This window comes from Paracidobacterium acidisoli, assembly GCF_003428625.2.
Lineage (GTDB): Bacteria > Acidobacteriota > Terriglobia > Terriglobales > Acidobacteriaceae > Paracidobacterium > Paracidobacterium acidisoli.
On the sequence record NZ_QVQT02000004.1, the window covers coordinates 504,484 to 529,238 of the forward strand.

Here is a 24,755-nt window from a genome sequence, read left to right on the forward strand (position 1 = left end):
CAATTCGGCATTTTCCTATCTCGGCTTAGATTGCTCCTGGCGCTCACGAATGTACGCTTCGACCAATGTCGGGACGAACCAATCGTCAATGAATCCCTTGATGGCAGCATCTCCATCGCCGACCCCTTTTCCGCAAATCGCAATCTCCGGATCGATTGTTTTCGGGCCATGTCTACGACCCTTTTGCAGAGCAAATGAAGCTGCGTCGGCTACAGCGCGAGACCGGCCATCTGCATAGTTTTGTTCTGTCGCACGTTGCACCATAGCAAACCGAACCTGTGACGCGACGGAAATACACGTCCACGTTTTGAAGGTAGAGGTAGGCTCGCCTTTCGCGCATTGCAGAATTCGCAAGGGGTGTGCAGATTCTGCATATCTCCCTTCGTTGGTGAATTTTGCTCCCAGCTTGGGTGCGATCTCGTTCATTCCTCTTCACATGTGGTCTTCGCTGACTCGGGCACGCGCTCGGGGTTTTACCGGCGTCCTGCAGCCTGCGGGCCTCTGCTTCGCTACGCGCCCTCCGGGTTTCGGCTTTCAGAAAATCTCCTGCAACGAACGCAAGACATTTTCCGAACCTTCCGAAAAAGCGCCCCTTGACCTTGGAAGCCTGACCCCTCGCGTCGCTTCGCGCAGTGTGCCCCGACTCATCGGGAGACCACACAAACGGAGTGACGTCATGAACACGAACACCATCCAACAGCAGCTTCCACTCAATACCATCCTCAAAGGCAATTGCATCGAGAAGATGCACGAGATGCCCGCGAACAGCGTGGACTTCATCCTCACCGACCCGCCGTACCTGGTGAATTACCGCGACCGCGATGGCCGCTCGATTCAGAACGACACCAGCAGTGAGTGGCTCAAGCCCGCTATGGCAGAGGCACATCACACACTCAAGCAGAACCGCTTGATGCTCTGCTTCTATGGCTGGACGAAAGTCGATGAGTTCTTTGCCGCATGGAAAGCTGCCGGTCTCCAGCCCGTTGGACATATTGTCTTTCGCAAGCAATACAGCTCGAAGAGCCGCTTTCTAAGCTATCGCCACGAGCAAGCCTATCTGCTGGCCAAAGGCCATCCGGCACTGCCGAAGCAGCCCATCGCAGATGTGATCGATATGCCATACAGCGGCAACAAGCTCCATCCGACACAGAAGCCCGTAGCAGCTCTCTCGCAACTGATCCGCTGCTTCACACTCCCAGGTGAGTTAGTCCTCGATCCGTTCGCAGGCAGCGGCAGCACATGCGCGGCTGCAATGCTGACTGGACGCAAGTACATCGGCATTGAGATGGACAACGCTTATCACGCGAATGCGAACGCTCGCATGGAGAGGATCAGAGAGAGGATCGCAACTCGCGGTCCTCTCCTTCATTCCCACGCGCGCTAGATGATACGTGCGCGCTGGCCTGCGTCAAGGCGAGCTATCGGGCTGCGCTGTGATGATACGGCCTTGACTCCGGCCATCTCGCACGCTGTTTGCTGTTCATCGTGGGAATGAAGGGGTGTGTGCCTCCCTGCACCGGACATTTGTCATGGCTTCAACGGGCATTTCGGAGGGTGTGCAGAACCTGCATACCCCCGACGAAATCTGCAATTCCCAAGCCCCGCTTCCTCGCCTACCTTCACCACAGCACGAACACCGAGAGTGGCCACTCGACGGTACATCACCCAAGGAGAACTCCTATGGAGAGCACCCGTCCGTCGAAGCGCAGCCGTGTCCTTAAATGGGCGCGCATCCGTTACCTCACCCCGCTCCTCCTGCTGTCCGCCCTCCAGGTCTACGCCCAATCGACGGGCAGCGATCCGTGGGACAACGCAGTCAACGTCCTGAAAACCGCGTTCACCGGCACGATTGCCACGGGCCTAAGCCTGGTCGCCATCGTGGTCGGCGGCCTGATGTTCGCCTACGGCGAAGGCCAATCCAAGAAGATGCTCGCCGGCATCGTCTTCGGCGTCGGCATGGCTATTGGCGCGGTCAATTTCATGAGCTGGCTCTTTCCGAGCTAAGAGAGGAGGTGATCCATTGTCTCAGCCAGCGGAACGTCGTGTGAACCCTGTCTTCAAGGCCATGAACCGGCCGCTGACTGTCCTGGGAGCAGAGCGGCGATTGTTCTTCGTCGCTCTGATCTCGGGAGGCTCCATCTTCTCCCTTTTGCACTCATTGGTCGGTGGACTCGCCCTGTTCATCGTGGGCGTCATCATCGCCCGCATTGCCACCAGGCATGACGTGGAGATCCTGCGCGTGCTGTTCAACAGCGGCAAATTCCGCAGACGCTACGACCCCATGAAGGCGGACGAGATGCAACTCCGCATAGCGAGGCGCGATGTACAAGGTTGAGAACATCACGAAGGACTGGAAGGAAGCGGGACCGTTTGCCGCCCAGGTAAATCTCTACGGCTTCTGGGATGACCATAGCTTCCTGACCAAGAGCGGCGACCTCGGCACGGTCCTACGCATCGGCGGCATCGATTACGAGAGTCTCGACCACTCCGGCCTCGACTACGCGGTGAAGCGGCTGGAGGCTGCGGCCCGCTCCCTCGACGACAAGTGCCGTCTCTATCAGATTCTGTTCAAGCGCAACCGTCCGCAGATACCCCATGCGAAGTATGAGAATCCTCTCGTGCGCGCGGCTGTCGAGCAGCACAGCGCGTTCCTGGCATCCAAGGCCGACCGGCTTTATTCCATCGAAATCTTCTGGATCGTCATGGTGGACGGCAGCTACCAGAAGACCGGCCTGCTGCACGCGCTCGCCGGACTTCCAAAGCAGCCACGCGCCTCGCTCCGCGAGCTACGCGCTCTTTTTTCGGGCAACAAGGAGCGCTCTTTGCTCTATGAGCAGATCGAGCGCGACCGGATGCGGTTGCAGCAGAAAGTGAACAGTTTGAGTGGACAGCTAAACGACCTGATGACGGTCGAGCTGCCAGGGGCGGAGGAGACGTTTCGCATACTGCGCCGTCTCGTGAACCTCCGCCCCACCAAGATCGATGATGCTCCGCTCTCGGATGCTCGCCATCTTGACTGGCAGGTCTGCGATTCCGAGCTGGAAGCCCATCGCGGCTATCTGCGTCTTGATGACGATTATGTCCGGGTCCTCACGCTTAAGGAGCTTCCCAGCGAAACGCGCCCTCTGCTGCTGCATGGCCTGTTCGATGTGCCTGCCAACTTCCATGTCGTTACCGAATGGCATCCCGTCACCAACGAAAAGGCTCGCAAAGAGATCGCGTCGCGCCGCCGGCACTATCACAACTCGAAAACCAGCTTTGTCTCGAATCTTCAGGACCGCCAAAACACCGGCAACCAGGACAACCTCGTAGATGATTCCAAAGCCGCTGCCGTCGCAGAGCTTGGCAGTGCGCTTACGGCGTTGGGCATGGAAGGCAAGAACTTCGGCGAGTTCACTCTCTCGGTCGTCATCTACGACGGTGATGCTGTGAAGGTCGAGCACACGGTCGCCGAGTTTCAGAAGCTGTTCACGCAGCATGACGGCCTGCTCTATGAAGAACGGTACAACCTGCTCAACGCGTTCTTTGCCACCGTTCCCGGCAATAAACAGTTCAACCTGCGCAAGCAGTGGGCCCTCAATAGCAATTACGCCGACCTGTCGTTTCTGTTCACGGTCGATAGCGGCGGTCAGTGGAACCCTCATCTCGAACGCGAGTACCTCGCCGTCCTTGAATCGACGCACGGCACGCCGTACTACCTCAATCTCCACTCAGGCGACGTGGCGCACACGCTGCTGCTCGGCGCTACGGGATCAGGCAAGAGTTTTACGCTGTCGAGCCTCCTGCAATCTGCGCAGAAGTATGACCCACTGACGTTCATCTTCGACCTCGGCGGCAGCTATGAATCACTGACGCGCGTGTTTAGCGGCACCTATCTCAACGTCGGCCTGAAGAGCCCCGGCTTCACCATCAACCCGTTTTCACTGGCGCCGACGCACGAGAACCAGAACTTCCTGTTTCTCTTCCTGCGCGTGCTCATCGAGGCTGGAGGCCGCTACGAGCTGACCACCGAGGACGAGAAGGCGCTTTTCTCCGCTATCGAGCGCGTGTATAAGCTGCCCGCCGAGATACGCACGCTCACGAACTTCGTATCGATCTTAGGTCCGCTCGGCGAGCGCCTCCATCGCTGGACCCAGGCTGGACAGTTCGGCTATCTCTTCGACAACGTCGAAGACACTCTTACCTTCTCGCGCTTCCAGACCTTCAACTTCGACGGTTGGGACAAGTACCCCGATGTGCTGGAGCCGGTGCTGTTCTACGTGCTGCAGCGCGCATCGACCGAGATCGAGAAACCCGCGAACACCGCCACCTTCAAAATCTTCGTGATCGACGAGGGCTGGATCTTCCTCAAGAACCAGACCATTCGGGACTGGACCACCCGCGCCGAAAAGACTTGGCGCAAGAAAAACGCCGCCATGATCCTGGCGACTCAGTCGGTGGTGGAACTGGCGTCGTCGGACATGCTGCACATCGTCAACGAGTCCTGCCCGACCAAGATATTCCTGTCGAACCCTAACATCGACCGCAAGCTCTATGCCGAAATCTTCCAGTTGAACGACACCCAGCTTGAGCTGCTGGAGTCGCTCGTGCCCAAGCGCGAGCTGTTGGTGATCCAGCCCCGCGGGACAAAGAAGCTGGTTCTCGAAGTCGACGCGCTGACCTACTGGATCGCCACCAACAACGCCCGCGACAACATCCGCAAACAGGATTACTTCGCCCGCTTCGGCCCGGAGCAGGGACTACTGCGTCTGGCCGAGGACTACCCCAACCCACTCAACCGCTGAAGGAGAACCATGCGCTCATCACCCATCGTCCCCATCCTGCTCGGCCTTGCCGCGACCGTCGCGCACGGCCAGCAGACTGCCCGCATCGTCAAGTACCACACCAACGACATCGTCAACATCCGCGCGAAGATGCGCTACACCACGCTTATCCAGTTGCCGCCCACCGAGAAGATCCTGGACGCTGCTACCGGCGATAAGGACTTCTGGATCATCGACAAGGTCGGCAACTACTGCTTCGTGCATCCGGCGAAGGAGGGCATTCACTCCAGCCTCGACCTCATCACCGACAGGGGCACGGTGTACTCGTTCACGCTCGACGATGTCGAGTCCGGCGATCCCGACCTGAAGGTCGTTATCGAGCCATCCGACTCATCCTCGCTGACTGCCTCCGCCAGCGCCAGCAAACTGGTTTCGGCCAGCGAAGTCGAGTCCGCCCAGGCGCAGGCGAAGCTGGCGGAGACCCGCGCAGCAGCAGCCGTCGATCAGTTCCGCTCGCGGTATCCGACCCAGGCACTGAAGTTCGACTATGCGTATAAGAACGCAAAGCCGTTCGATGTCTCCGCTATCTACCACGACGACAAGTTCACCTACATCCGGTCCTCGGCCTCGGAGAAGTTCTCGGTTTATGAGCTGAAAGATAAGAAGCCCGACCTTATCACCTTCCAGCTTCAGGACGGCACCTACGTTCTGCCCACTGTCGTCGATAAGGGCTATCTGCAGATCGGCAAGCACAAGCTCACCTTCGAGCGGAAGGGTGAGTGATACCGATGGCGGACGAAAAACAGACACCCGCTCCGGAGTCGCAGGTTGCGGCTCCCTCCACCGGCAACACCACTGGCGTGAAAGATAAACGCATCAGGCCGGAAGGTGTTGTGCCGAAGCAGGCGCAAGGCTATGTGATGGCTGGCCTCGCCGTGCTCATTCTCATGGCGGTCATGTTCTCGAAGAACCATGCCAAGCCTGCGTCGAAAGAGGCCCCGGCCTCTCCGCTGTCCGCCTCCACGGACATGAACCAGCGGAAGATTCAGGAGCTGGAGCAGGATCTCAGCGCCGATCAGCGGCAGAGCCAGCTTCAGGCGCAGAAGCCCGGCGTCGATGGCGTTCCGGCCCCCGGCACCCCACCTATGAGCATGAGTACCGCGCAGCAGCCCGGCATGGCTCCTGCTACGCAGTTGCCGCCGCCCCCGGAGCCGCCCCGCGATCCTGTTGCGGACGCGGAGAAGGCGATGGCGTTCAAGGCCCGGTTTGCTTCCAATCTGGTCACTACGGAAGATGCTCTCGCACATCCGTCGCTCGACACGCTTGGCGTCAACGGCGACGCCACCGCGCACGCTTCGACGCTTCCGCCGACCGCGTCGGCGCAGCCGGCTCCCGCTGCTGCCACCGATGGTAAGAAGCGCGCACCCGAGGTGAATATCAACTCCGCCCACGGTCAGCCGTTTGTGGTTTTCGAGGGCACGAGCATCGACACCGTACTGGTCAACCGGCTGGATGGCGAGTTTGCCGGGCCGATCAAAGTCATGGTCACCGACCCCGTCTACAGCCAGGACAGGCAACATCTTCTGGTTCCCGAAGGGACGTTCATCCTTGGCGATGTCCAGAAGGTGGGGGGCCTCGGCCAGAAGCGCCTCGCCGTGACGTTCCACCGGATGCTTATGCCTGACGGCTATTCCGTCGATCTCGACCAGTTTCACGGTCTCGATCAGGCTGGAGCCACCGGCCTGAAGGACAAGGTCAACAACCACTACATGGAAATATTCGGGGCGTCGATTGCGCTCGGTGTGATCTCCGGCGCTGCCGAAGCTACCAGCTTCAACGAAGGCTACAACGAGAGCGGCAGCGAGGCATACAGGCAAGGCATCGCCTCCAGCCTCGCGCAGTCCGGCGCGACCGTGCTCGACCGCTTCATCAACATACCGCCCACCATCACCATCCGCGAAGGTCACCGGATCAAGGTGTACATCACGCAGGACATGCTGCTGCCTGCGTATGAGAACCACACCATGCCCAGCAGCTATTGACCTCTGCTTGTTCTTACTTCGCGCCGCGCTTGCGTCGGCGCTCACCGAAAGGAACCCGCCATGAAACTGCATCTTCCCGTCACCGCTCTCGTCCTCACGCTCGCGCCGCTGGCTCACGCGCAGTTCGGCTCCGGCATCGTCTACGACCCCACGCAGTCCGCCCATGCTCTTCAGCAGATCGAGCAGGGGTCCGAGCTCTATACGACAGCCGTCGATACCCGCAACCAGATCGTCACCATGTACAACCTCGCCTACCAGATGTCGCAGCTGCCGCAGAATCTGGAAGCACGCTACAAGGCCGACTGGTCGCAGTGGACCAGCCTCCAGGCCCCAGCCAACACCTATGGCAACACAGCGGCATTGGTGAATGCGCTGAACTACGGCGCCCTCACCAATGCTCAGCAGGGCTACAACAGCGCCTACATTCAGGCACAGAGCTATCCCTCGGGCAATTACTCCTCGCTAGACGGCCGTACACAAGCAACGGTCGCCAATCAATATGCGACGTCCGAGCTGGCGCAGACGACCACGACCAACACGCTGGCCACTCTCGGCACGATCCGCACGAATGAACGGCAGTTCGCCACCAAATTGAGCAATCTCGATTCCGATACCTTCTCGACGGATTCCAGCCAGCAGACCGAGGCGGCGCTGCTCGGCAAGATCAACTCCGCAACTCTTCTCCAGATCCACTCGCAGCAGGACACCAATCAACTCCTTGCGGCCTCGATTCAGACGCAGCTCGTCGCGCAGAAACAGCAGATCGATGCGCAGAACCGGGCAATCAACAACGCCATTTACTTCCAGCAGAACTTCGCTAACTCCATCCAGGGCGTAAACAACGGCGTCAGCGATTCGATGCACTCCATCTCGCTCAGCATCAACGGGAGCTACTGATGGGACAGAACATCATCGCGCAGCTCGGCCAGGCCATCACGCAGTTGCTCTCCTCGCAGGGCAACATGCTCCAGTCCACGGGTCTCGATATCTTCCGCGGACTGGCTACCATCCTCATCGTCTGGTTCGGCGTGAAGGCCGCCCTGTCCTCTGTCCAGGGACATGGCGGCTTCCACTTTGCCAAGTTTGCCGACCTGCTGCTCATGATTTCGCTCGGCCTCGGCATGCTGACGTATTACTCGACACCGATCCCCGGGACCAGCTACAGCTTCTCCGACCTCGTTACGAAAGAGGGTTTGAGCATCTCCAATCAGATTGAGTCCGATCAGACGCAGCAGATCGCGACGACCATCACCACAGCGGAAAATCAGCTAGGCGCTCCCCCAGGCAGCTTCAACATCCTCGAAGACCTCACCTACTTATTGATCGTCGTCATCCTCGCGACGATGGAGGCTGCTGCCTTCTCCGTCATCGCATATGGGTATGTGGCCTCCGCTGTATGCGTGCTTATCGGTCCTGTGTTTATCCCCTGGTTCATTGTTCCCAAGATGGACTGGCTCTTCTGGGGATGGCTTAAGGCATTCATCGGTTTCACCTTCTATCAGGTGGTCGCCTCAGCCTTCGTGTATGTCTTTGCCCATGTCCTCTCCGGCATGTTTCAGACCATCGGCAGCATCACCATCGACAACGCGCTCACCATCCTACCGGCTCTGCTGATCACGCTGTCTGTCTGCATCTATGGCGTCTTCAAGATTCCTGACCTGACTTCATCCATCCTGGGCGGACGCACCGGCACCTGGGTCAACGTGTGGGGAGATTAGTCATGCCGACGATACAGAAGCCTGTCACCACGGGTGCGGGCCATAAGTTTCTGGAGCTCTACGCCGAGCCGGTCGTCACTAACAGCTACCTCAAAGTTGCGCTCCTCATCCTCTCCATCGTCGCGTTTGCGCTGCTTGCGCTCCTGTATCGCGCACAGACCGCTGCACTCCGGCTCAAGCCGGTCGTCATCGCAGTCTCCGATATCGGACGCGGCCAGATTCTCAACTACGACTCGACCGCCATCCCGGTCGAGCGTGTCAGCAAGTATTACCTCGCGCGTTGGGCCGAGCTTTACTACGGTCGCAACCATGCAACTCTGCGTAAAGACTTCGGCGATTCGTTGAACTTCTTCTCTGATGAGAAACAGAACGCCACGCTCAACCAGGTCAAGAAAGACAAAACTCTCGACAACTTCCTTCTTGATCCCAGCGCACCCAACGTGGACGTCGTGATCAAAGCTGTGGTGCTGGAAGATACCCGGCAAGCACCCTACCGTGCGCATATCGAGTTTGAGAAGGTCTTTTATTCGCCCGGTGACCAGCAGGAGCAGAGCCGCGAGCGGTGGACAGCAAACGTCATTTATGGCTTCCGTGATTCCGTTCCGAACGTCATGCTCCTCACCAATCCACTCGGCCTCGTCATCAGCTACGTCCACGAAGACCAGGCATTCGGGAGCTGACTCATGAGACCGAAGATCCCCGTCCTGCTTTACTGCGCCGACCGTGAGCTGCTCTCGGCTACTGCATTCGCGCTCCGTTTGCAGCCCTATGCTGTGACTGCTGTCGATGACAGCCGCAGCGCCACAGCCGTGATGATGTCAGACGATCTCGTTTGCGGCATCCTCATCCACGCGAGACAAGGCGACCTCGCAGGCAGATTGATTCACCGCCTGCTCGAAGCAGATTTGCACGTACCTGTGTTGCTGGTAGACCGTGCCGGCGACCTCGCACCGGTTCGCTACGCGGACATGGTGCTCTATGGCCGCAACACTTCGATGGCGCACATTCTAGGCGCGCTTTCCGTCCTGTGCGCGCGCAAGCGCGGGCCACGGAGCGCCGCGTGAGGTACCGTGGCAAGCTCGCATCCGATGGCCCCCACTACGAGGCGCTCGGTAAGTCGATGGTTGTTTCCGTCATGCGCTGGGTCGGGGAGCGCATCGCAGCCGTCGATGCCATTCTCCGTGACAGCCACGGCAGTGGGAGGTTCGGGTGAAGACAAGCGCGCAGATTCTCACGACATTGGCGCATACCTTCTTGTCGCGGAGACAGGCGGGATTTCTTCTTACCGTCACCATTCCTGCATCGATGGGCTTCGTCTCGCCTACACCTCTATCGTCCGAAAGCAGGTTCTTCGCGTGGCTGAATGCCAGTAAGGATGCGGAGAAAGCGGTACAGTTCAGCCACTCTCAGCGCTTGCGACCGGACTTGGTGGCCGGCACAGACCGTTGGGCAGGCTTCTGGTTGCATCGGCATCCTGAACGTCAGCGAATCCTTCAGTCAGGTGTTTTCGTAGAGCCCCATTTTTCCCGCATTTTCCCTGCTCACCCTCGGTCACTCGCTTCTGTGCTTATCCCGCGCCCTGCGACACGGCGCGGCTCTGCTTTTACGGCTTTCAGAAATCTTTTCGGCAAACCTCCGCACAGAACACGGACAAAAAGATTTCTGAACCTTCCGCAAAAGCGCCGCTTGGCACTTGGGAGCGGGGCACCTCGCGTCGCTTCGCGCAAGAGTGTCCCGAGGGCAATCCGGGCAAATACAAACAAGGAGAAACACCATGGAACTCTATGTAAACGAGCAGAAACTGAAGGGCTTCGTCGGTAAGGATGCCGAGGTCTTTGCAACCAAGAACCAGTCGATCCTCGTGGTCTTTTCGCTGGCCACCAAGTCCGGCTACAAGGACCGGAAGACCAACCAGTGGGTGAACAGGACCGAGTGGCACCGCATCGTTGCAGTCGGCGAACCCGCCAATCACGCGAAGGACATGAAGAAGGGTGATTACGCCGAAGTCGTAGGCGAGACGCAGACCAATCCGCACGACAGAGAGATCGGGGACGGCAAGAAGAAGATCAAAGTCACCTTTCGCGACAAAGAGGTACGCGCTAGCCTCGTCAAGAAGCTGGCAAAGCCCGAGAGCTCACACGCCGAGAACCTCGACGCCGAGCCGATTACGGAGGACGACGCGGCTTAGGCCGCGTTGTCCTCCCTCGGGAGGTGCAGCCATGACTACACTCTTTGCCAATACAGTCACTCTGCGCGGGTTCCTCGGGAAAGATGCTGAGGCTCCCCCATCAGGTAACATCCGGAACGATTCATTCGCTGTTCTACTGCTGGCAACGGTCTCGGGCATTTGGGATCTCGGAGCCAATGAGTGGCATCCCCGCACCGACTGGCATCGCATCATCTGCCCCGGTCCGTTCTTTTGCGGTCTCGTGCGTGGGATGCGCCGCGGCGAATACCTCGAAATCGAAGGCGAGCTGCGCAATCAGAGCGATCCCCGGACGGTGGTCGTGGCTGGCGAGTTCCATTCTGTCAGCAAAAACACCGATACCGTCCATGCGGTCCGCATCCAGCGGCTTGATCGTCCCGATGCCCTGGTTGATTTCGGCGAGGACGGCTAAGGCCGTTCCTCGCCTCTCTTGCGGAGAGGCTAAAGCCTCTCCGCTTTTCTTCTGTTGGTGCCGAACCTCAGAAAGGAACCCGATGTTTGCCAATGCTGTCTTCGTCGCCACGTTGATCTTTCTTGCGCTCGGCTTCTGGCTGATGCACGAGCTGCACTTCCTCGTACCGTGGCGGAGCCTCATCCTGCACCACTACTTCCAGAGCATCGCGCTTTACTGCGCTCTGCTCTTTGCCAACATCCTCGGCCTCACCATCTGGATTGAGCGTAAGTTCTTCCTCCGCGACACAGGCCGGAAACTCAAGCACCTCGACCAGGAGATACACAGTGGCCACTCAGAACTCTCAGAGGAGATCACCGCGCAATTCGGCGAAGAGTGAACGGAGCCGTCCAGCGATGGAGCCGATGCCGGAGCCATCCCCAGACTTCGATCACGAGGAATTTATGGACCGTTCCAATGATCATGTCGCCCGTGTCCGCGCGGCGCGGGATGTGGCTCAGCGCGAAATGGAATCGTTCGGCGATGTCTCCGAATACGACATCACCATGATTCGGGGGCAGCTTCGTGAAGAACCTGCACCCGGATCGCAGCCCGCACTCGATTTCAATCCACAGGAGCATGACTGATGCGTATCGATGTCCCCCAGGAAATCCCACGGCGGCAGACGCCGGGACTGCCTTCTGCCGCCCCGCTCGAACCCTCGCCTGTAGAGCAGCGTCGGGAACATCTCGCCGACCGTGCGCGAGAGCATCGCGGGCCACAGGCAGCACCGCGCCACCACGACCGCGATGCCTCCAATCGACAGCCGCGCGAACGGAGACCACGCGCGGCGGAGCGCCCCGATGACCGGCGATCCCGGCGCAACGACACTCCGAACCAGGTAGTGGGCATGTCTCTTCGAGACGAAGAGCGCCGAGTGCTTGCGGAGGTGGGACGCTTCCGCGTTGTCACCACCAGAGACCTTGCCGAGACGATCTACGACGGCAGGCGCACACGTATGGAGCGTGACCTCGCCTTCCTCCGCGAGAAAGGACTCGTACAGATCGATTCCGTGAACGCCCGCCGCGACGGGCGCGGCGGCAGAGTCGAGCGCATTGAGGTCGCCTCCCTCACAACGGATGGCCGCAACGTTGCACGCCAGACGTCCGGGCTGCCTCAAGACCAGAAGCTATACGCAGGCATGGTCAAGCCGCGCGAGGTAGAACACGATGCTCAGATCTATCGCGCTTACCGCAAAGAGGCCGAACGGATCGAGAACAAGGGCGGCTCCAATCTCCGTGTTCGGCTCGACTACGAGCTGAAGTCCGACATCCAGAAGGCTATCCATTCTGCACGCAAGGCTGAGCCGGAACGCGACATGCACGACATCAAGCGTGAGGTCGCCGAGCAGTTCGATCTGCCCTACGTGAACGACGGCATCCAGATTCCTGATGCGCGTATCCAGTACGACCTCGATCAGGGCTCGCGCGCCGGACACGAGGATATCGAAGTCCTCACCGCCGCGTATCGACCCGGCCACCTCCGCAACAAAGCCCAGGCGGGCTTTCACGTCTATGCTTCGGCCTCCGACCGTGCCTCGCTCGCCGCAAAGATTGAGGACGACAGCCACCTCATGGAAAACATTCTGGAGCTTTGACCATGACGATAGACTTCATCGCTGCGCTCGAATCCCTCGGTTATACGGAACGCGAAGCCGCGTTTCTGTACCTCGTGGCCGCGCACTCAGGCTACTTCCTGCGCCGCCAGTTCAACTATTTCATCGACCGGCACAAGGGCTTTCTGGCCCAACGCTTCCTTGAAAAAGCACAGGACGCCGGCCATGTCGAAGTTATTGACTACGGCCAAGGCTTCTACATCTATCACCTATATGCGAAGGCGGTCTACAGGCTCCTCGGCAACGCCGAGTCGCAACACCGCCGCCGCAAGGCTGACGCATCCATCCGCTCGCGCCTGATGACGCTCGACTACGTCCTTGAGAACGACGGCGAACATTACCTTGTTTCCCATGAGGAGCGTCGGCAATTCTTTACTGAAGTCCATCGCGTCCGGCCAGAGTCGCTCTCCGATGACTCACAGTTCGCCGGTGTATTCCCGGTCTCTATCGCGGACCGCACCCAACCCTCAACATCGCTGGTCCGCTTCGTCTTCGTCGATGAGGGTCTTCTGACAACTCGAAAGTTCAATCGCTTTCTGACGGAGATGGCGCCGCTCTTTCATGAGCTGCGGACCTTCGAGCTGGTCTACGTCGCCGGCTCGGATTACAACTTCTCCGCTGCCACTCATGTGTTCCGGCATCATTGCCAGCCGCTCGTCCCGACGCAACAGAGAACTTTGCTGCCGGATTTCGAGCGTTCTTCGTCGCCCAATCGCTCGGCGCTTGACGCGCAGTTCACCACGCTGCTCTTTCACTACAGCTATCCACCCATTCAGCGTAGTGAGTCTCGGGGGTCTGTACGTGGGTCTGACAGCGGGTCTGCTCCATCGCAGCTAACTAATGGAGCGGCATAGCGATGCAAGAGATACAGGGTCAATACCGGGGTAGTACGGGGGCGGGAGCGACCCGCCCTACCGGGCTGCCGCTGACGGCTGACGCCGCGCTTGTCGCTCCCGCCCCCGTACTACCAGAGACCAACGCCAGTACCTGGACGGTACTGACGAAGTACCAGACCGGGCCTCGTTTGCGGCCCACAGGAGAACAAGCATGAGCAAACTGAAGATCGAAATGGGAGCAAGCAAGGTAAAGCGCGCGCCATTGAAAACGACCATCGACGGCGACGTTTCGGACGACCTCGGCCTGATGTGTGAGTGGTCGGATAACGACTTGAGTTACATCGTCAATCGTCTGCTTCGTCACTCCATTGCGGAGATTGAGGACTTCCAGAAGTACAAGGCGGACCGTCTCGCATCTTCGCGGCCTGATAACAACGGGGTGAAACATGCCTCCGAATCGGCACGCAAAGTTCTGCCGTCTGCCGGTGCTATGTCGCCGCAACCGGAGAAGGGAGTCATCGCATGAGCCTTGCCGTTTCTCTTCGTAACCTTTCGCGTCCATTGGTGGAGTACCGCGTCATCTTGTCTATCGGCCTGAGCGCGGCCTGCGGCATCGTCCTTCAGAGTTTGTATCCGGTCCACGACAACGACCCATTGCTGCGCTTGCTGGCGTTCGAGCGGCCCGCAATCTTTCATGGATTGGTATGGAGCTACAACCTATTTCTATACAGCACGCCGTTCCTGGTCTCTTCTGTCCTGTGCTCCCTGGCGTACATCCATTTCTATGAGCCAAAGCCGGAAGAGGTTGCCGGACAGTTGCCTCCATATCCCGATCCGTTGCGACGCGAAGACCTTTTTCTGGTCGCCGGTGAGGTGCATCGGCAACTAAAGCCGCTGCCGTCTCCGAATCCGAACTGGCTCTGCATTTCGGAGCGCGGACTATACACCGGCATCTGCGTGGTCGGGGCAATCGGCAGCGGAAAGACCCAAGCGGTTATCCTGCCGGCCATGCGGCAACTCTTCGCGTACCGTGCTCAGGACCCCGAGCAGAGGCTATCCGGGGTGGTGTTGGAGGTCAAAGGCGATCTCTGCCGCCAAGTGAGAAAGATACTGACGGCCTGCAGTCGGCCCGACGATTACGTTGAAGTCTCGCTCACCGGGAACATTCGTTACAACCCGCTCAACAACGATATGGATGCCTACGCGCAGGCATTCAACATCGCTTCGGTCATCACGGCTATTTGGGGGAAGGGCAAGGAACCGTTCTGGCAGCAGTCCTACACCGACCTCGTTCGGTACGTCATCATGCTTTACCGGGTCCGTGACGGATACGTGACCATGCTCGACATCTTCCGCACCGTCATCAGCTCCGGGACGTTAGAAGCCATGCTGACACAGGCCGGACGCCGCTTCACCGCGGCATCGTTCGTTGGAGTAGGCAAAGCAGACTATCTGAGGTACGAATCAGTCCTGACTCCGTTTGGGTTTGTATGGAACGACACACTCAGCCAATACGTCGCTCGCAGGGGTGACGGGTTGGAGTCTTTACTCGTCAGGGAGACCAACATCACCGCATCCTTATATACACGCAGGCAGGGCGACCCCGATGCCCGCGATGCTTGGCAGAGTATTCATTATTGGTACTGGGAACATTGGAAATTTTTCCGTACCGAGGTCAAGACTTCGATCATTCAAGGTATCGCAGTCTTCCTCTCGTTGTTTGAAACAAATGCCCAGGTACGCCGTATCTTCTGCCCGCCGAAAGAACTGTACGAGGGCAAGCCTTGCCCATCCGATCCTACCGGCGTAGTCCTGCCGCCGTTCGATGAACTCATCGAAGATGGGCACGTTGTCGGCCTGAACTTTCCGACCGCTCTCAACCCCGCTCTCTCGAAGATCATCGGCACCATGATGAAGGTGGACTATCAGCGGGCCGTCCTGCTTCGCATTCCGATCATGGAAGATGAACCAGAGCGGCATTTTCGTCCCACTGTCTTCATCTGCGACGAGTACCAGAATTTTGCCACGGTCGGCGGCGACAACCCGAATGGCGACGAACGTTTTCTCAGCTTGTCCCGGCAGCCGAAATGCATCCCTATCGTCGCCACCCAGAGCATTTCGAGCCTGAAAGAAGCGTTGCCAAATGAAGGCGTGAAAACTCTGCTGCAAGCTTTCCGCACCAAGATCTTTCTTTCCACCTCGGACCCCGATACAGCCCGGTATGCGTCGGAGCTGTGCGGCAAGGCCGATAAGACACGCATCAGCTACACCGTCTCCGAGTCCAGTAATAATGCCAACGTCGGCTGGCTGAGTGGCCGCACCTCATCCAACAAAGGCTCCGTCTCGGCCTCCAAGCAGTACCAGAAGCATAAGGAACCGCTGTTTGAGGAGAACGTGTTCTTCGATCTTAAAAACACACAATCTGTTGTCGTTGCCTTCGACGGCATCAGTCCGTTGCCACCGACCTACTGCTATCTGAAGCCTGACTTTCTGCCCGTTAACATGACCTGGTTTGAGCAGGAGCGGATCGCATTCAATCCTCGGAGGATCAGCCGGTGAGCTTCGAGATTATTATCCCGTTTCTGAAGCCCATCGAGCATCTGCTCGAATCGCAGACCATCTCCGAGATCATGGTGAACCCGGATAACTCGGTCTGGATCGAAGAGCATGGGCAGATTCAACGGCTCTCCGATGTTCAATTCGACGATGGTGCACTGCAAACCGGCCTGGAGGTGATCGCCAATCGTTTCGGCAAAAAGCTGGATGCAGACTCGCCTATCCTCAACATGCGCCTGCCTGATGGCAGCCGCATGGCGGCAATGATTCCGCCTGTGGTCAATCCCCGGCCTCTTCTGACGATACGTCGGTTCACGACCCGAGGATTCAAGCTAGACGATCTGATACGGGTAGAGATGCTGACCCAGGATCAGGCTGCGACACTGACGGATGCAGTGCGGGAAGGGCAGAACATCCTCATTGCAGGCGGAACGGCTAGTGGCAAATCGACGCTCCTGGGTACACTAGCCGACGCAATCCCCGATCACGAGCGCATCCTGCTCATCGAGGACACCGCTGAGCTGCACATCCGCAAGCCCCACATCGTCTCGACCGAATCGCAGACCGATACACACCGAAGCCAAATCACGTTCGACGATCTGCTCAAGGCGGTCCTCCGGCATCGTCCCGACCGCATTATTGTCGGCGAAGTGCGCGGGCCGGAAGCACGTACACTGCTCGACGCGATGAACACCGGACATCGCGGTACGCTCGCCACCATCCATGCCAGCAGCGCAGAGGAAGCTGTGCGCCGGCTCGCTAGCCTTGCAACCCGCAGTGTGGCTAACCTACAACTGCATGTCGCAGAAGAGGACGTTCGGCGAGGTATGGACCTGATTGTGTACATCAATAGATATCAAGGCAGGCGATACGTAGAGCAGGTATTGACCATCAGCAGTTAGGTCCTCATACGATCTCACATTCAACTCTTTTAGAACTCCGCAGCTCCCCATGAATTCACAGAGAGCAAGTTTCCATGACACAACTGCGTAGATCGCGGCACAGCTCATCAATACGTTCACGCTTGGAGTCCCAGGAAAACATGAAGCGCGCCGCTCCACCAATGAAGGTGTAGAACTTCCAGCCATGCTGGCGAAGCAAATCCAGACTTCGATCAGAGGCCGTGACAAATACAGCGTTGGACTCGACTGCAGAAGCGATCTGAATACCCGGAATCGTCGTGATCTGGTCAGCAAAGTAGCGCGCGCAAGCATTGCCGTGAACGGCGTTCCGAAGCCAGGTGCCGCTTTCGATCAGACCGATCCAAGGAGCCGCCAGGAATCTCATCTTGGAGGCGAGTTGTCCTGCCTGTTTGCAGCGGTAGTCGAAGTCCTCCGCAAGCTTCCGATCGAAGAATAGGATGGCCTCACCCACGGCCATGCCGTTCTTCGTTCCCCCAAAGCACAACACATCGATGCCGCTCTTCCACGAGATCTCGGCTGGTGAACACCCAAGCCTCACACAGGCATTTGCGAAACGTGCTCCGTCCATATGAAGACGCAGGTTGTGAGCCTCGCACTTCTCCGCGACGGCACTGAGTTCCTCTGGCGTATAGACAAGCCCGGTCTCAGTCGCTTGCGTGATGGTAGCTACCAGAGGTTTTGGGTAATGAATGTCTTGTCGCTTTGTCGCGATCTCTTGAATCGCTGCAGGGGACAGCTTACCATCTTGGCTTTCCGCGACGAAAAGCTTAGATCCGTTTGAGAAAAATTCGGGAGCGCCGCACTCATCAGTTTCTACGTGAGCCCCTGACGAGCAGATCACACCGTGATAGGACTGGCAAAGCGACGCTAGAGCCAGGGAATTCGCTGCGGTTCCGTTGAAGACAAAGAACACTTCGCAATCTGTTTCGAATAAATTGCGAAAGGCATCAGCTGCACGCTTAGTCCATGGGTCGTCTCCATACGAAGAAGCACTGCCGTTGTTCGCGGCTTCCATCGCGGACCACGCTTCCGGACAGATGCCGGAGTAATTGTCGCTTGCGAATTGTTGCAGGAGATCCATGGAGTGGTATCGACTCTAAGATTCTCTTAGAGTTCGCAGCAGCACTGGCTGCCTACAGGATTGAGACTTTGCCATCAACGGACTTCGTGAATGCGTGAAGAACACTTCCGTTGCTATCCAGATGGCGCAGGGTCATTCGGTCCTCTGTTGCGGAGAGATGGCTGAAACCGTACACTTTCTGTCCATATGGCCCGCGCTGCGCGGGATCAATCGTCGGATTTGTGAGTTCCGCACCGCCGCCACCAGAAATTACGAAACTGGTCGGATGTCCCTCAAACTCCAAGTGCTGCATGTCATGGTCGTGGCCCGCCAGATAAAGGTGAACGCCTTCCTTGCGAAAGAGCGGGTCCCAATCGCGGATTAGAATAGGATGATCGCCATGTATGCCGTTGGAGTACACCGGATGATGTCCGATGACTATGAGAAATGGCGTCGTACGTGGACGTTTGAGTTCTGCTTCTAGCCACGCAAGTTCTTCCACCTGCTGCTGTGGTGTCAAGGTAAAGTTGACTCCATGAGTTTCTATGCCGTCGCTGAACGGCATATTACTATCAAGCGCGATGAAGGTGATGAGCGGTTTCGTTGGTGGAAAGTCAAACCGATACCACAGCGATGGCATCGTCCAGCGAGTCGGAAGAGCAGTGTTTCTTCCGACTTGGGCGTACTCCAATTCTGCGGCGACCTTACTTTCAGGCCAACGTTGGTAGTCGTGATTGCCGGGAATGGCATAGGCCGGGCAGGAGAAGACATCGGCTGGATACATCTCTTCAAACTGTTTCTGCCATCTGGGCGAGAGCGCACCTCCGGCAAGTTCGCCATACCAGTTGTCACCTAGCATAAGCAGTGCCTGCGTGCGGAGTCTGTACTGCTGTGCATATCGATTCATTGCCGACGCCACGGCTGTTTGCGCAACGTGATCTTCGTCGTATCCCCAATCCCCAACAACTAGTAAATTGGCCAAAGACGCATCAACAACAGGTGATGCGTGCATGAATCGCGCTGAGGTAAGCGAAGCAAAAGCGCTAAAAGCAAATGTCTGTTGCAGAAAGCGACGGCGGCTAGTATGCAAAAGGTGATCTCCAACGGTGAACTTGATCTCTGTCATCACATTTTTGTGATCGCAGTACAGGTCAATGCGAAACTCTATCTGGCTCACCGTGCTTTACATATCGGTCAAACCATGCCAGGGTACGGCTCATCGAATCCACTTGCTGATCTAGACTTCTCAGAGCCGACAAATGCCCGGCATCCTTATACTCAACGAGTTGGGCGGTCTTGCCTGCAGCTCGCAGGTCGCTGAATATCTCTTCTCCTAAATAGAGCGGAACAGCCGTATCCTTCGTTCCGTGAAATAGAAGAATGGGGGCCTGTATGCGGTCAAGCCGAAACACCGGAGACTCGTCGATATACCGCAGTGAATCGAGCCAGGGAGCACCGAGAAAATGGGGCGGCCCTTTCATGGTTTGAATTCCATAGCCCGTGATGTCGCCGTAGTCAGCAACAGGATCTATTGTGCCGTCCATCAATGCGGCAGCGCGAAATTGCCTACTCGAAACAAGAAGAGTTAGCGCGGCTTCTACTCCAGCACTTTCCCCGATGAGCCCAATCCTATTTGGATCGGCGATGCCCATATCGATCACCTTCTGAATACCGGAAAGAATGTTGTTCGATAGATCGGATACATACGATCCCGGCTGCGTTGGGCAATTCGGGAAAAATATTGCATATCCAGCCGCTACGAGGGTCAAGTCTTCGCTATGTCCGTCCATCCCTCCACTCAGCCCGAAGCTTTGCCCGCTTATTGGATTCCATTCACTTGGGTAAATCCGCACAATCATTGGAAGTCGTAGCGTCGTGCTGGATACTTTCGTTCCGATAGGAGTCAGAAGAGCGCCATCGATCTCAGTGCCATTCCCGCTGCGCCAACTCACCTTTGTATACTGCGCCTGCATGGAATCCGGTCGATTGTCCCCGTCCGTTATCCGTTGCTCATGGCCCGACCAATCTACTGAGACGACCTCAGCAGAACGATTCAATGACTCTACCGCCAGTAGAAGGCTCTTTCCGCCCTGTGCTAAGAGGGCCGACCCCCATTGATACACGGGCTGCTCATCAAGGACAACTTTCGTTGTGATCTCTCCCGAGAGTGAATTGTATCCAAGCACAACTGCAGCGCTATCTGAATCCCTTTTGGCTACCATAATTACATCGCCGTTAGGCGCGACAGTTGGAACTGCCTCATATCGGTACAGTCCAGCCGGAATTGCTGCCACCTGCTGAATTCTTCCTGTAGACACATCCCAAGTGATCAGTTCATTTCCGATATCTGCGGTCAACTTGTCGTTCCCTAGACTCCAAGTCGCCGGAAGAAATTTGACAGACCTATCGGTCTGTTTAGCTTCAAATTCCGTCTCCGTTCCCCATGAGCCAGTACGAACCAATCGATAGGTGGCGCTCGGGGTCTTTGACAACACTTCTTTCAAGGTTGGGAACGCCACCCCGGAAGAATCCGGCAACCAGTTGAATACTCTCTGAGTCGATGTGAATAGGAACACACTATTCTGCATTCTGACATCTGCCCCGGTACGGAGGTCTATAAAGTGGATTTGATATCGGGATGTCAGCTCAGTTTGCAACGTCCCTTCGTACTCCGCGACAGCAAGATATTTGCCATCAGGAGACACTTCCGGCCACGTAATGCGTCTCCCCTCGATTAGCGTCTTCTTCGTGCCCGACTTAAGATCGACTCGATCTAAACACACTCTCGGGACACGTCCGTGATCATCTCGGAGACTATCTTTACCGGGTACCGATGAGGAGTCTCGTTTTGCCGGAAGCGAGTCATAAACTGTAACGCCCTGGCCCGAAGTCGATGTATCCTCGTTCTCGCACCGCCTTGTAATAAGCACTGCTCCATCACCGATCCACCTTGGGTACTGATAAATTCCTGTCGAAGACGGTCGGGCATTCTCCACTACCGAAAGTTTCCTTTCGACGGTGTCGTAAATCATGAGCTTGCTATCCTTCTCTTCGCCACCTAATTCTTCCGGTTTGTTGCCCCTTACGAATGCAAGAAATCGACCACTTGGGGACCATGATTCTTGTGTCGCGTCATCAACTTCACAGCATATCGTCACTCTCCTCTTTGTATTGAGATCGACAATTCTTAAATCGATCTGACTACGTTGACCCGTTCGAGCTGGGCGGGCGACTTCATACGCGAGGGCATTCCCGTCAGGCGATAAAGCAATACGAAATGTAAATTGCAACGACGTTTGATTGGCGAATTGTTTCAGCACCGTGGGCTGGTCTACGCTAGCCCACGCGGCCAAGGAACTCATCATGACACAAAGTACGACAAGCCTTGCTCTCGGCATTACCACCTCCATCTCCGGGACACTACGATAAGCATCTGGTCGTCGTTAAAACTGCAGTTTCAACGCAAATTGCATAGACCTTGCGCCCCCCTGTTGATAGAGAGAACTCAACGTAGTGAGACTTGAACTGAGCGAGCTTGTGGCTTGACCAAATGTAGCGTTGCCCAGAGTTGGATTTATGTAGCCGAAGTTAGGGTGATTGAATACATTGAACGCTTCCGCCCGAAATTGGAGCGTGGCAGTATCCCAAAGGGGAAAGGACCTCCGAACGGCCAGATTTACCTGCTTCTCGCCAAAACCACGAACAAAATTTCTCGGAGCATTCCCGCTAGTTCCGGTGGTCGGCTGAGCAAACGCAGCACTATTAACTGCACGGCCCCCAGGGTATGAATCTGAGTAAAGATATATTGGGACGTTCGGAACGAGATTTAGCTGAGGGGCGACGATCTGTAGATTCACTGGGTTGAGGTATGAACTACCTGTTAGTGAAACGGGAAAGCCGGTTCTTGTCATAACCCGGCCATCAACGGCCCAATCACTGAGAATGGCTCTTTCAAATTCTGATTTGCCATGATTTGGGAGTTCCCAAGACAATCCGCCTTGTAGATTGTGCCGCACATCGAAATCCGAGTTGCCTCTTTGATATGCCAGCCCGCCGTCGGTCGAACCGAAGTCTAAAGAATGCGACCATGTATAAGACGCTAAAGCCTGGAGCCCTTTACTTACTTGTCTCTGGAATTGGAGCTGCAATGCGTTATAGCTAGACGTGAGGCCATTAGTTATAAAGTAATTAGTTCCGAACAGTTTATTGACCGTGGCGGCATTAAGTTGGGCATACTTTACCAGTTGTCTCCCATTTGATGCCACATAGCTTATTGTCACAGACTGCCTTGAGCCAAGAGCCTGTTGCAATGCAGCATTCCATTCAATCGAGAACGGCTGGGAAAAGCCAGGGACCACAAAGTAATTGTTTGAATAAGGGGGAGCGAGAGAAGGTTGACATGTCTGGGCTGCTGACGCAGGGATGGGAAGTCCTCCGCTAACAGAGCACAGTGCACTTGTTCCAGGACCTGTCGCAAACACGTTCCCCAACGTGCTGGCGGCGGCGTCATAGAAAAGTCCAATGCCCGCTCGCACCACGGTTTCATTGTTTTCGGCAGCTCTGGCCGTCCACGCGCCTCCAAGGCGAGGCGCAAAATTGCCCCAAGTTGTGTTGTACAGCGATCCTCCCGCCTTTCCCAACGTCAGTGCACTTGGATTATCCAGAGTTCCAACGAGTGGATAGACAGGATTTTGAGTGCTGGAATGTGGAGCAGGATTGACCTCCCATCTCAATCCTACTGAAAGCGATAGGCGGGGTACGACTCTCCACTCGTCTTGAGCAAATAATGCAAACTGGTTTGACACCGGAGTAGCGGGGAATAGTCTGTAGATGCTTGCCGGACCACTGTTAGCTAGGACTGGGGCCACACCAAAATAATTTGCAGCTACAGACGGGTTGGCGTATTGGAAGTTTGATTGGTTTCTGCGGTAGTCGAACCCGAACTTAAATAGGTGCCTTGCAATGGAAAGCGCAGTCATGTCAGTAACGTTGTACTGGTTAGCATAGTTGGCTGTTTCGCTGGCACTAACGGAAGTAAATGCGACCGGGAATATCAGAGCCATGCCCGCGCTCGGATTAGGGCCGATAGCACCGAATGCCTGACGCAAATCAATGGGTTGAGCACCGCCAAAATCGTCCAAACTTTTGGCAATTTTTGCGCCGGACCGTCCATATCCAAACCGTATCTGGCTGTTCAGATTTGAACGGGGTTGAACATCTGCGCCTAAAGCATAGGTTTGCTGGTCTGCGCTGGAATTGTTGACTACTGAGAGTGCTCGAGATCTCGTTGAACTTGGTGTATACGCGGCTCGCCCGAACAGCCGAAATGACGGTGATATTTGATGGTCAAGACGAAGAGTAGTCGAGTTAATTGAACTAGGCGCGGAGTAGGACTGAAAGAATTGGGCTAGATTTGGGCTCGCTGCGCTTCCGTAATCGATTCCGCCGGTACTTTGTACTGGAAACGCGTTCAAAATAGGCTGGAGGGCTGGTGCGGCTTCTTGCCGCATGAAGGTATCAGGCACGTACTGCAAACTCGATGGGATGGACTGAGTCAGGCGGAGCCCTTCGTAGCTCAGGAAAAAAAAAGTTCTGTCTCGGCCTAAGTAGACGTGAGGGATGCTCAGTGGACCACCGAACGTCCCACCAAACGCGTTTTGTCGCAATGGAGTCTGTGGCTGCCCGTAATGATCCGTGAACCAATCTCTTGCGTCGAAAAAGTTGTTTCTCAAGTAGTCGAAGAGCGATCCGTGCATTTTATTTGTTCCAGACCGTGAAACAAATGCGAATTGCCCTCCCGGAGTGTGGCCGTATTCGGCCGAGTAAGTTGAACTCTCAACTCTAAACTCCTGAAGTGAATCGATTGAGAGAATGCTTTGAGTCGTGCCTAACGCTGTAGCAGAAGGTAACGTGCCTCCTTGGCCGAGAGCTGGGCCGCCTGCGCCGGTACCGGGGCTTGTATTTTGCGATAAGCCGTCCACCGAATAGAAGTTTGACTCGGTTCTCTGCCCATTGACACTGAACTCACCACTTTGTCCTAAAGAAGGGCTCGACTGCGGAGATCCCGTTACGACTCCCGGAGTAAGCGATATCAAATCTTGGAAGCTACGCCCATTCAACGGCATATTCCTTACAAATTCCGGGCGGATGACGGTGCTCACGGAGCCATCAGTTGTATTGATCTGGAGACCGCTTCCATCAACGCTCACGGTTTGCTCGCTTGATCCGATCTGCAACTTGAAATCGAGAACCGCGTTCTGTGCCACGTTTAACGTAAAAGGAGTGCTTACCGCAGTGCTGAATCCCGGAACCTGCACAGCGACTTCGTAAACACTCGGGTCGAGTCCCGGAACTGTATATTGGCCGCTTCCATTCGTGGTGACTTTGCGTTCTGCTCCCGTGCGTTGATCAACCACGCGTACAGCTGCTTTTGGAATTACTGCACCAGAGCTGTCAGACACCTGTCCGCGGATTTGCGCGCTTTGCGCGAATCCCATAGAACACAGACTGAGGGCAAAAAGAGAGACAAGTAGGGCGCGAAGCTGGCGAATCATCGTCATGGGCTCCTGAATCGTAAGAGTTCTG

The 24,755-nt window shown here is 56.6% G+C and carries 25 protein-coding genes; 20 read left to right on the forward strand and 5 right to left on the reverse strand.

Features of this window, described 5'->3' with window-relative positions; all coding sequences use genetic code 11:
• Window positions 1–15 precede the first annotated feature (15 nt).
• Window positions 16–426, reverse strand: coding sequence for a hypothetical protein (locus tag D0Y96_RS13225; RefSeq protein ID WP_117300605.1), 411 nt, complete (start codon window positions 424–426; stop codon window positions 16–18).
• A 250-nt stretch (window positions 427–676) separates the two neighbouring features.
• Between D0Y96_RS13225 and D0Y96_RS13230 the strand changes: the two genes are divergently transcribed.
• The 20 genes from D0Y96_RS13230 (at window position 677) to D0Y96_RS13325 (ending at window position 17,089) form a co-directional block, all read left to right on the forward strand.
• The gene (locus D0Y96_RS13230; protein ID WP_117300607.1) at window positions 677–1,384 is read left to right on the forward strand and encodes a DNA methyltransferase; all 708 of its coding nucleotides are present in this window, start codon (window positions 677–679) and stop codon (window positions 1,382–1,384) included.
• Between the two features lie 296 nt (window positions 1,385–1,680).
• Window positions 1,681–2,004 carry a TrbC/VirB2 family type IV secretion system protein gene (locus D0Y96_RS13235; RefSeq protein WP_158562380.1) on the forward strand — a complete coding sequence of 108 codons (324 nt, stop codon included), beginning with the start codon at window positions 1,681–1,683 and terminating at the stop codon, window positions 2,002–2,004.
• 16 nt (window positions 2,005–2,020) lie between these two features.
• A complete protein-coding gene (locus tag D0Y96_RS13240; RefSeq protein WP_147325061.1) occupies window positions 2,021–2,335 on the forward strand; it encodes a VirB3 family type IV secretion system protein in 315 nt (104 codons plus the stop codon).
• Window positions 2,322–4,784, forward strand: a complete 2,463-nt coding sequence (locus D0Y96_RS13245; RefSeq protein ID WP_117300613.1) for a VirB4 family type IV secretion system protein — start codon at window positions 2,322–2,324, stop codon at window positions 4,782–4,784. The genes D0Y96_RS13240 and D0Y96_RS13245 overlap by 14 nt, the downstream gene beginning before the upstream one ends.
• 9 nt (window positions 4,785–4,793) lie before the next feature.
• Window positions 4,794–5,546 (forward strand): TrbG/VirB9 family P-type conjugative transfer protein, encoded by a 753-nt coding sequence (locus D0Y96_RS13250; protein ID WP_117300615.1) that lies wholly within the window; start codon window positions 4,794–4,796, stop codon window positions 5,544–5,546.
• Window positions 5,547–5,551: 5 nt separating this feature from the next.
• Window positions 5,552–6,805 carry a TraB/TrbI/VirB10 family type IV secretion system protein gene (locus D0Y96_RS13255; protein ID WP_117300617.1) on the forward strand — a complete coding sequence of 418 codons (1,254 nt, stop codon included), beginning with the start codon at window positions 5,552–5,554 and terminating at the stop codon, window positions 6,803–6,805.
• Window positions 6,806–6,865: 60 nt separating this feature from the next.
• A complete protein-coding gene (locus D0Y96_RS13260) occupies window positions 6,866–7,702 on the forward strand; it encodes a hypothetical protein (protein WP_117300619.1) in 837 nt (278 codons plus the stop codon).
• A complete protein-coding gene (locus D0Y96_RS13265; protein WP_117300621.1) occupies window positions 7,702–8,523 on the forward strand; it encodes a type IV secretion system protein in 822 nt (273 codons plus the stop codon). The genes D0Y96_RS13260 and D0Y96_RS13265 overlap by 1 nt, the downstream gene beginning before the upstream one ends.
• A 2-nt stretch (window positions 8,524–8,525) precedes the next feature.
• Complete coding sequence (locus D0Y96_RS13270; RefSeq protein WP_117300623.1) at window positions 8,526–9,203, forward strand: VirB8/TrbF family protein; 678 nt, start codon at window positions 8,526–8,528, stop codon at window positions 9,201–9,203.
• Window positions 9,204–9,206: 3 nt separating this feature from the next.
• Window positions 9,207–9,587, forward strand: a complete 381-nt coding sequence (locus D0Y96_RS13275) for a hypothetical protein (RefSeq protein ID WP_117300625.1) — start codon at window positions 9,207–9,209, stop codon at window positions 9,585–9,587.
• Entirely contained in the window at window positions 9,584–9,736 is a 153-nt protein-coding gene (locus tag D0Y96_RS13280; protein ID WP_199480287.1) for a hypothetical protein, read from the forward strand. Before D0Y96_RS13275 ends, D0Y96_RS13280 begins: the two co-directional genes overlap by 4 nt.
• Window positions 9,737–10,297: 561 nt before the next feature.
• On the forward strand, window positions 10,298–10,711 hold the full coding sequence (locus D0Y96_RS13285; protein ID WP_117300627.1) for a single-stranded DNA-binding protein: 414 nt from the start codon (window positions 10,298–10,300) through the stop codon (window positions 10,709–10,711).
• Between the two features lie 31 nt (window positions 10,712–10,742).
• Window positions 10,743–11,141, forward strand: coding sequence for a single stranded DNA-binding domain-containing protein (locus D0Y96_RS13290; protein WP_117300629.1), 399 nt, complete (start codon window positions 10,743–10,745; stop codon window positions 11,139–11,141).
• An 82-nt stretch (window positions 11,142–11,223) separates the two neighbouring features.
• Window positions 11,224–11,520 carry a hypothetical protein gene (locus D0Y96_RS13295; protein ID WP_117300631.1) on the forward strand — a complete coding sequence of 99 codons (297 nt, stop codon included), beginning with the start codon at window positions 11,224–11,226 and terminating at the stop codon, window positions 11,518–11,520.
• A gap of 64 nt (window positions 11,521–11,584) precedes the next feature.
• Window positions 11,585–11,767, forward strand: coding sequence for a hypothetical protein (locus D0Y96_RS13300; protein WP_147325062.1), 183 nt, complete (start codon window positions 11,585–11,587; stop codon window positions 11,765–11,767).
• Window positions 11,767–12,777, forward strand: coding sequence for a hypothetical protein (locus D0Y96_RS13305; protein ID WP_147325063.1), 1,011 nt, complete (start codon window positions 11,767–11,769; stop codon window positions 12,775–12,777). Before D0Y96_RS13300 ends, D0Y96_RS13305 begins: the two co-directional genes overlap by 1 nt.
• 2 nt (window positions 12,778–12,779) lie before the next feature.
• Window positions 12,780–13,649: a hypothetical protein gene (locus tag D0Y96_RS13310; RefSeq protein ID WP_117300637.1), complete on the forward strand. Its 870-nt coding sequence runs from the start codon at window positions 12,780–12,782 to the stop codon at window positions 13,647–13,649.
• A gap of 193 nt (window positions 13,650–13,842) precedes the next feature.
• On the forward strand, window positions 13,843–14,157 hold the full coding sequence (locus tag D0Y96_RS13315; protein ID WP_117300638.1) for a hypothetical protein: 315 nt from the start codon (window positions 13,843–13,845) through the stop codon (window positions 14,155–14,157).
• On the forward strand, window positions 14,154–16,190 hold the full coding sequence (locus tag D0Y96_RS13320) for a type IV secretory system conjugative DNA transfer family protein (protein WP_117300640.1): 2,037 nt from the start codon (window positions 14,154–14,156) through the stop codon (window positions 16,188–16,190). Before D0Y96_RS13315 ends, D0Y96_RS13320 begins: the two co-directional genes overlap by 4 nt.
• A complete protein-coding gene (locus D0Y96_RS13325) occupies window positions 16,187–17,089 on the forward strand; it encodes a TadA family conjugal transfer-associated ATPase (protein WP_117300642.1) in 903 nt (300 codons plus the stop codon). Before D0Y96_RS13320 ends, D0Y96_RS13325 begins: the two co-directional genes overlap by 4 nt.
• A gap of 55 nt (window positions 17,090–17,144) precedes the next feature.
• On the opposite strand, the gene D0Y96_RS13330 is transcribed toward D0Y96_RS13325, so the two are convergent.
• The 4 genes from D0Y96_RS13330 to D0Y96_RS13345 are packed head-to-tail and all read right to left on the reverse strand — an operon-like array spanning window position 17,145 to window position 24,730.
• Window positions 17,145–18,191 (reverse strand): threonine aldolase family protein, encoded by a 1,047-nt coding sequence (locus D0Y96_RS13330; protein ID WP_117300644.1) that lies wholly within the window; start codon window positions 18,189–18,191, stop codon window positions 17,145–17,147.
• 52 nt (window positions 18,192–18,243) lie between these two features.
• Window positions 18,244–19,347 (reverse strand): metallophosphoesterase, encoded by a 1,104-nt coding sequence (locus D0Y96_RS13335; protein WP_350449062.1) that lies wholly within the window; start codon window positions 19,345–19,347, stop codon window positions 18,244–18,246.
• Window positions 19,322–21,568 carry a S9 family peptidase gene (locus D0Y96_RS13340; RefSeq protein WP_158562381.1) on the reverse strand — a complete coding sequence of 749 codons (2,247 nt, stop codon included), beginning with the start codon at window positions 21,566–21,568 and terminating at the stop codon, window positions 19,322–19,324. Before D0Y96_RS13340 ends, D0Y96_RS13335 begins: the two co-directional genes overlap by 26 nt.
• Before the next feature lie 45 nt (window positions 21,569–21,613).
• Window positions 21,614–24,730, reverse strand: coding sequence for a TonB-dependent receptor (locus D0Y96_RS13345; protein WP_117300650.1), 3,117 nt, complete (start codon window positions 24,728–24,730; stop codon window positions 21,614–21,616).
• Between the last annotated feature and the right edge of the window lie 25 nt (window positions 24,731–24,755).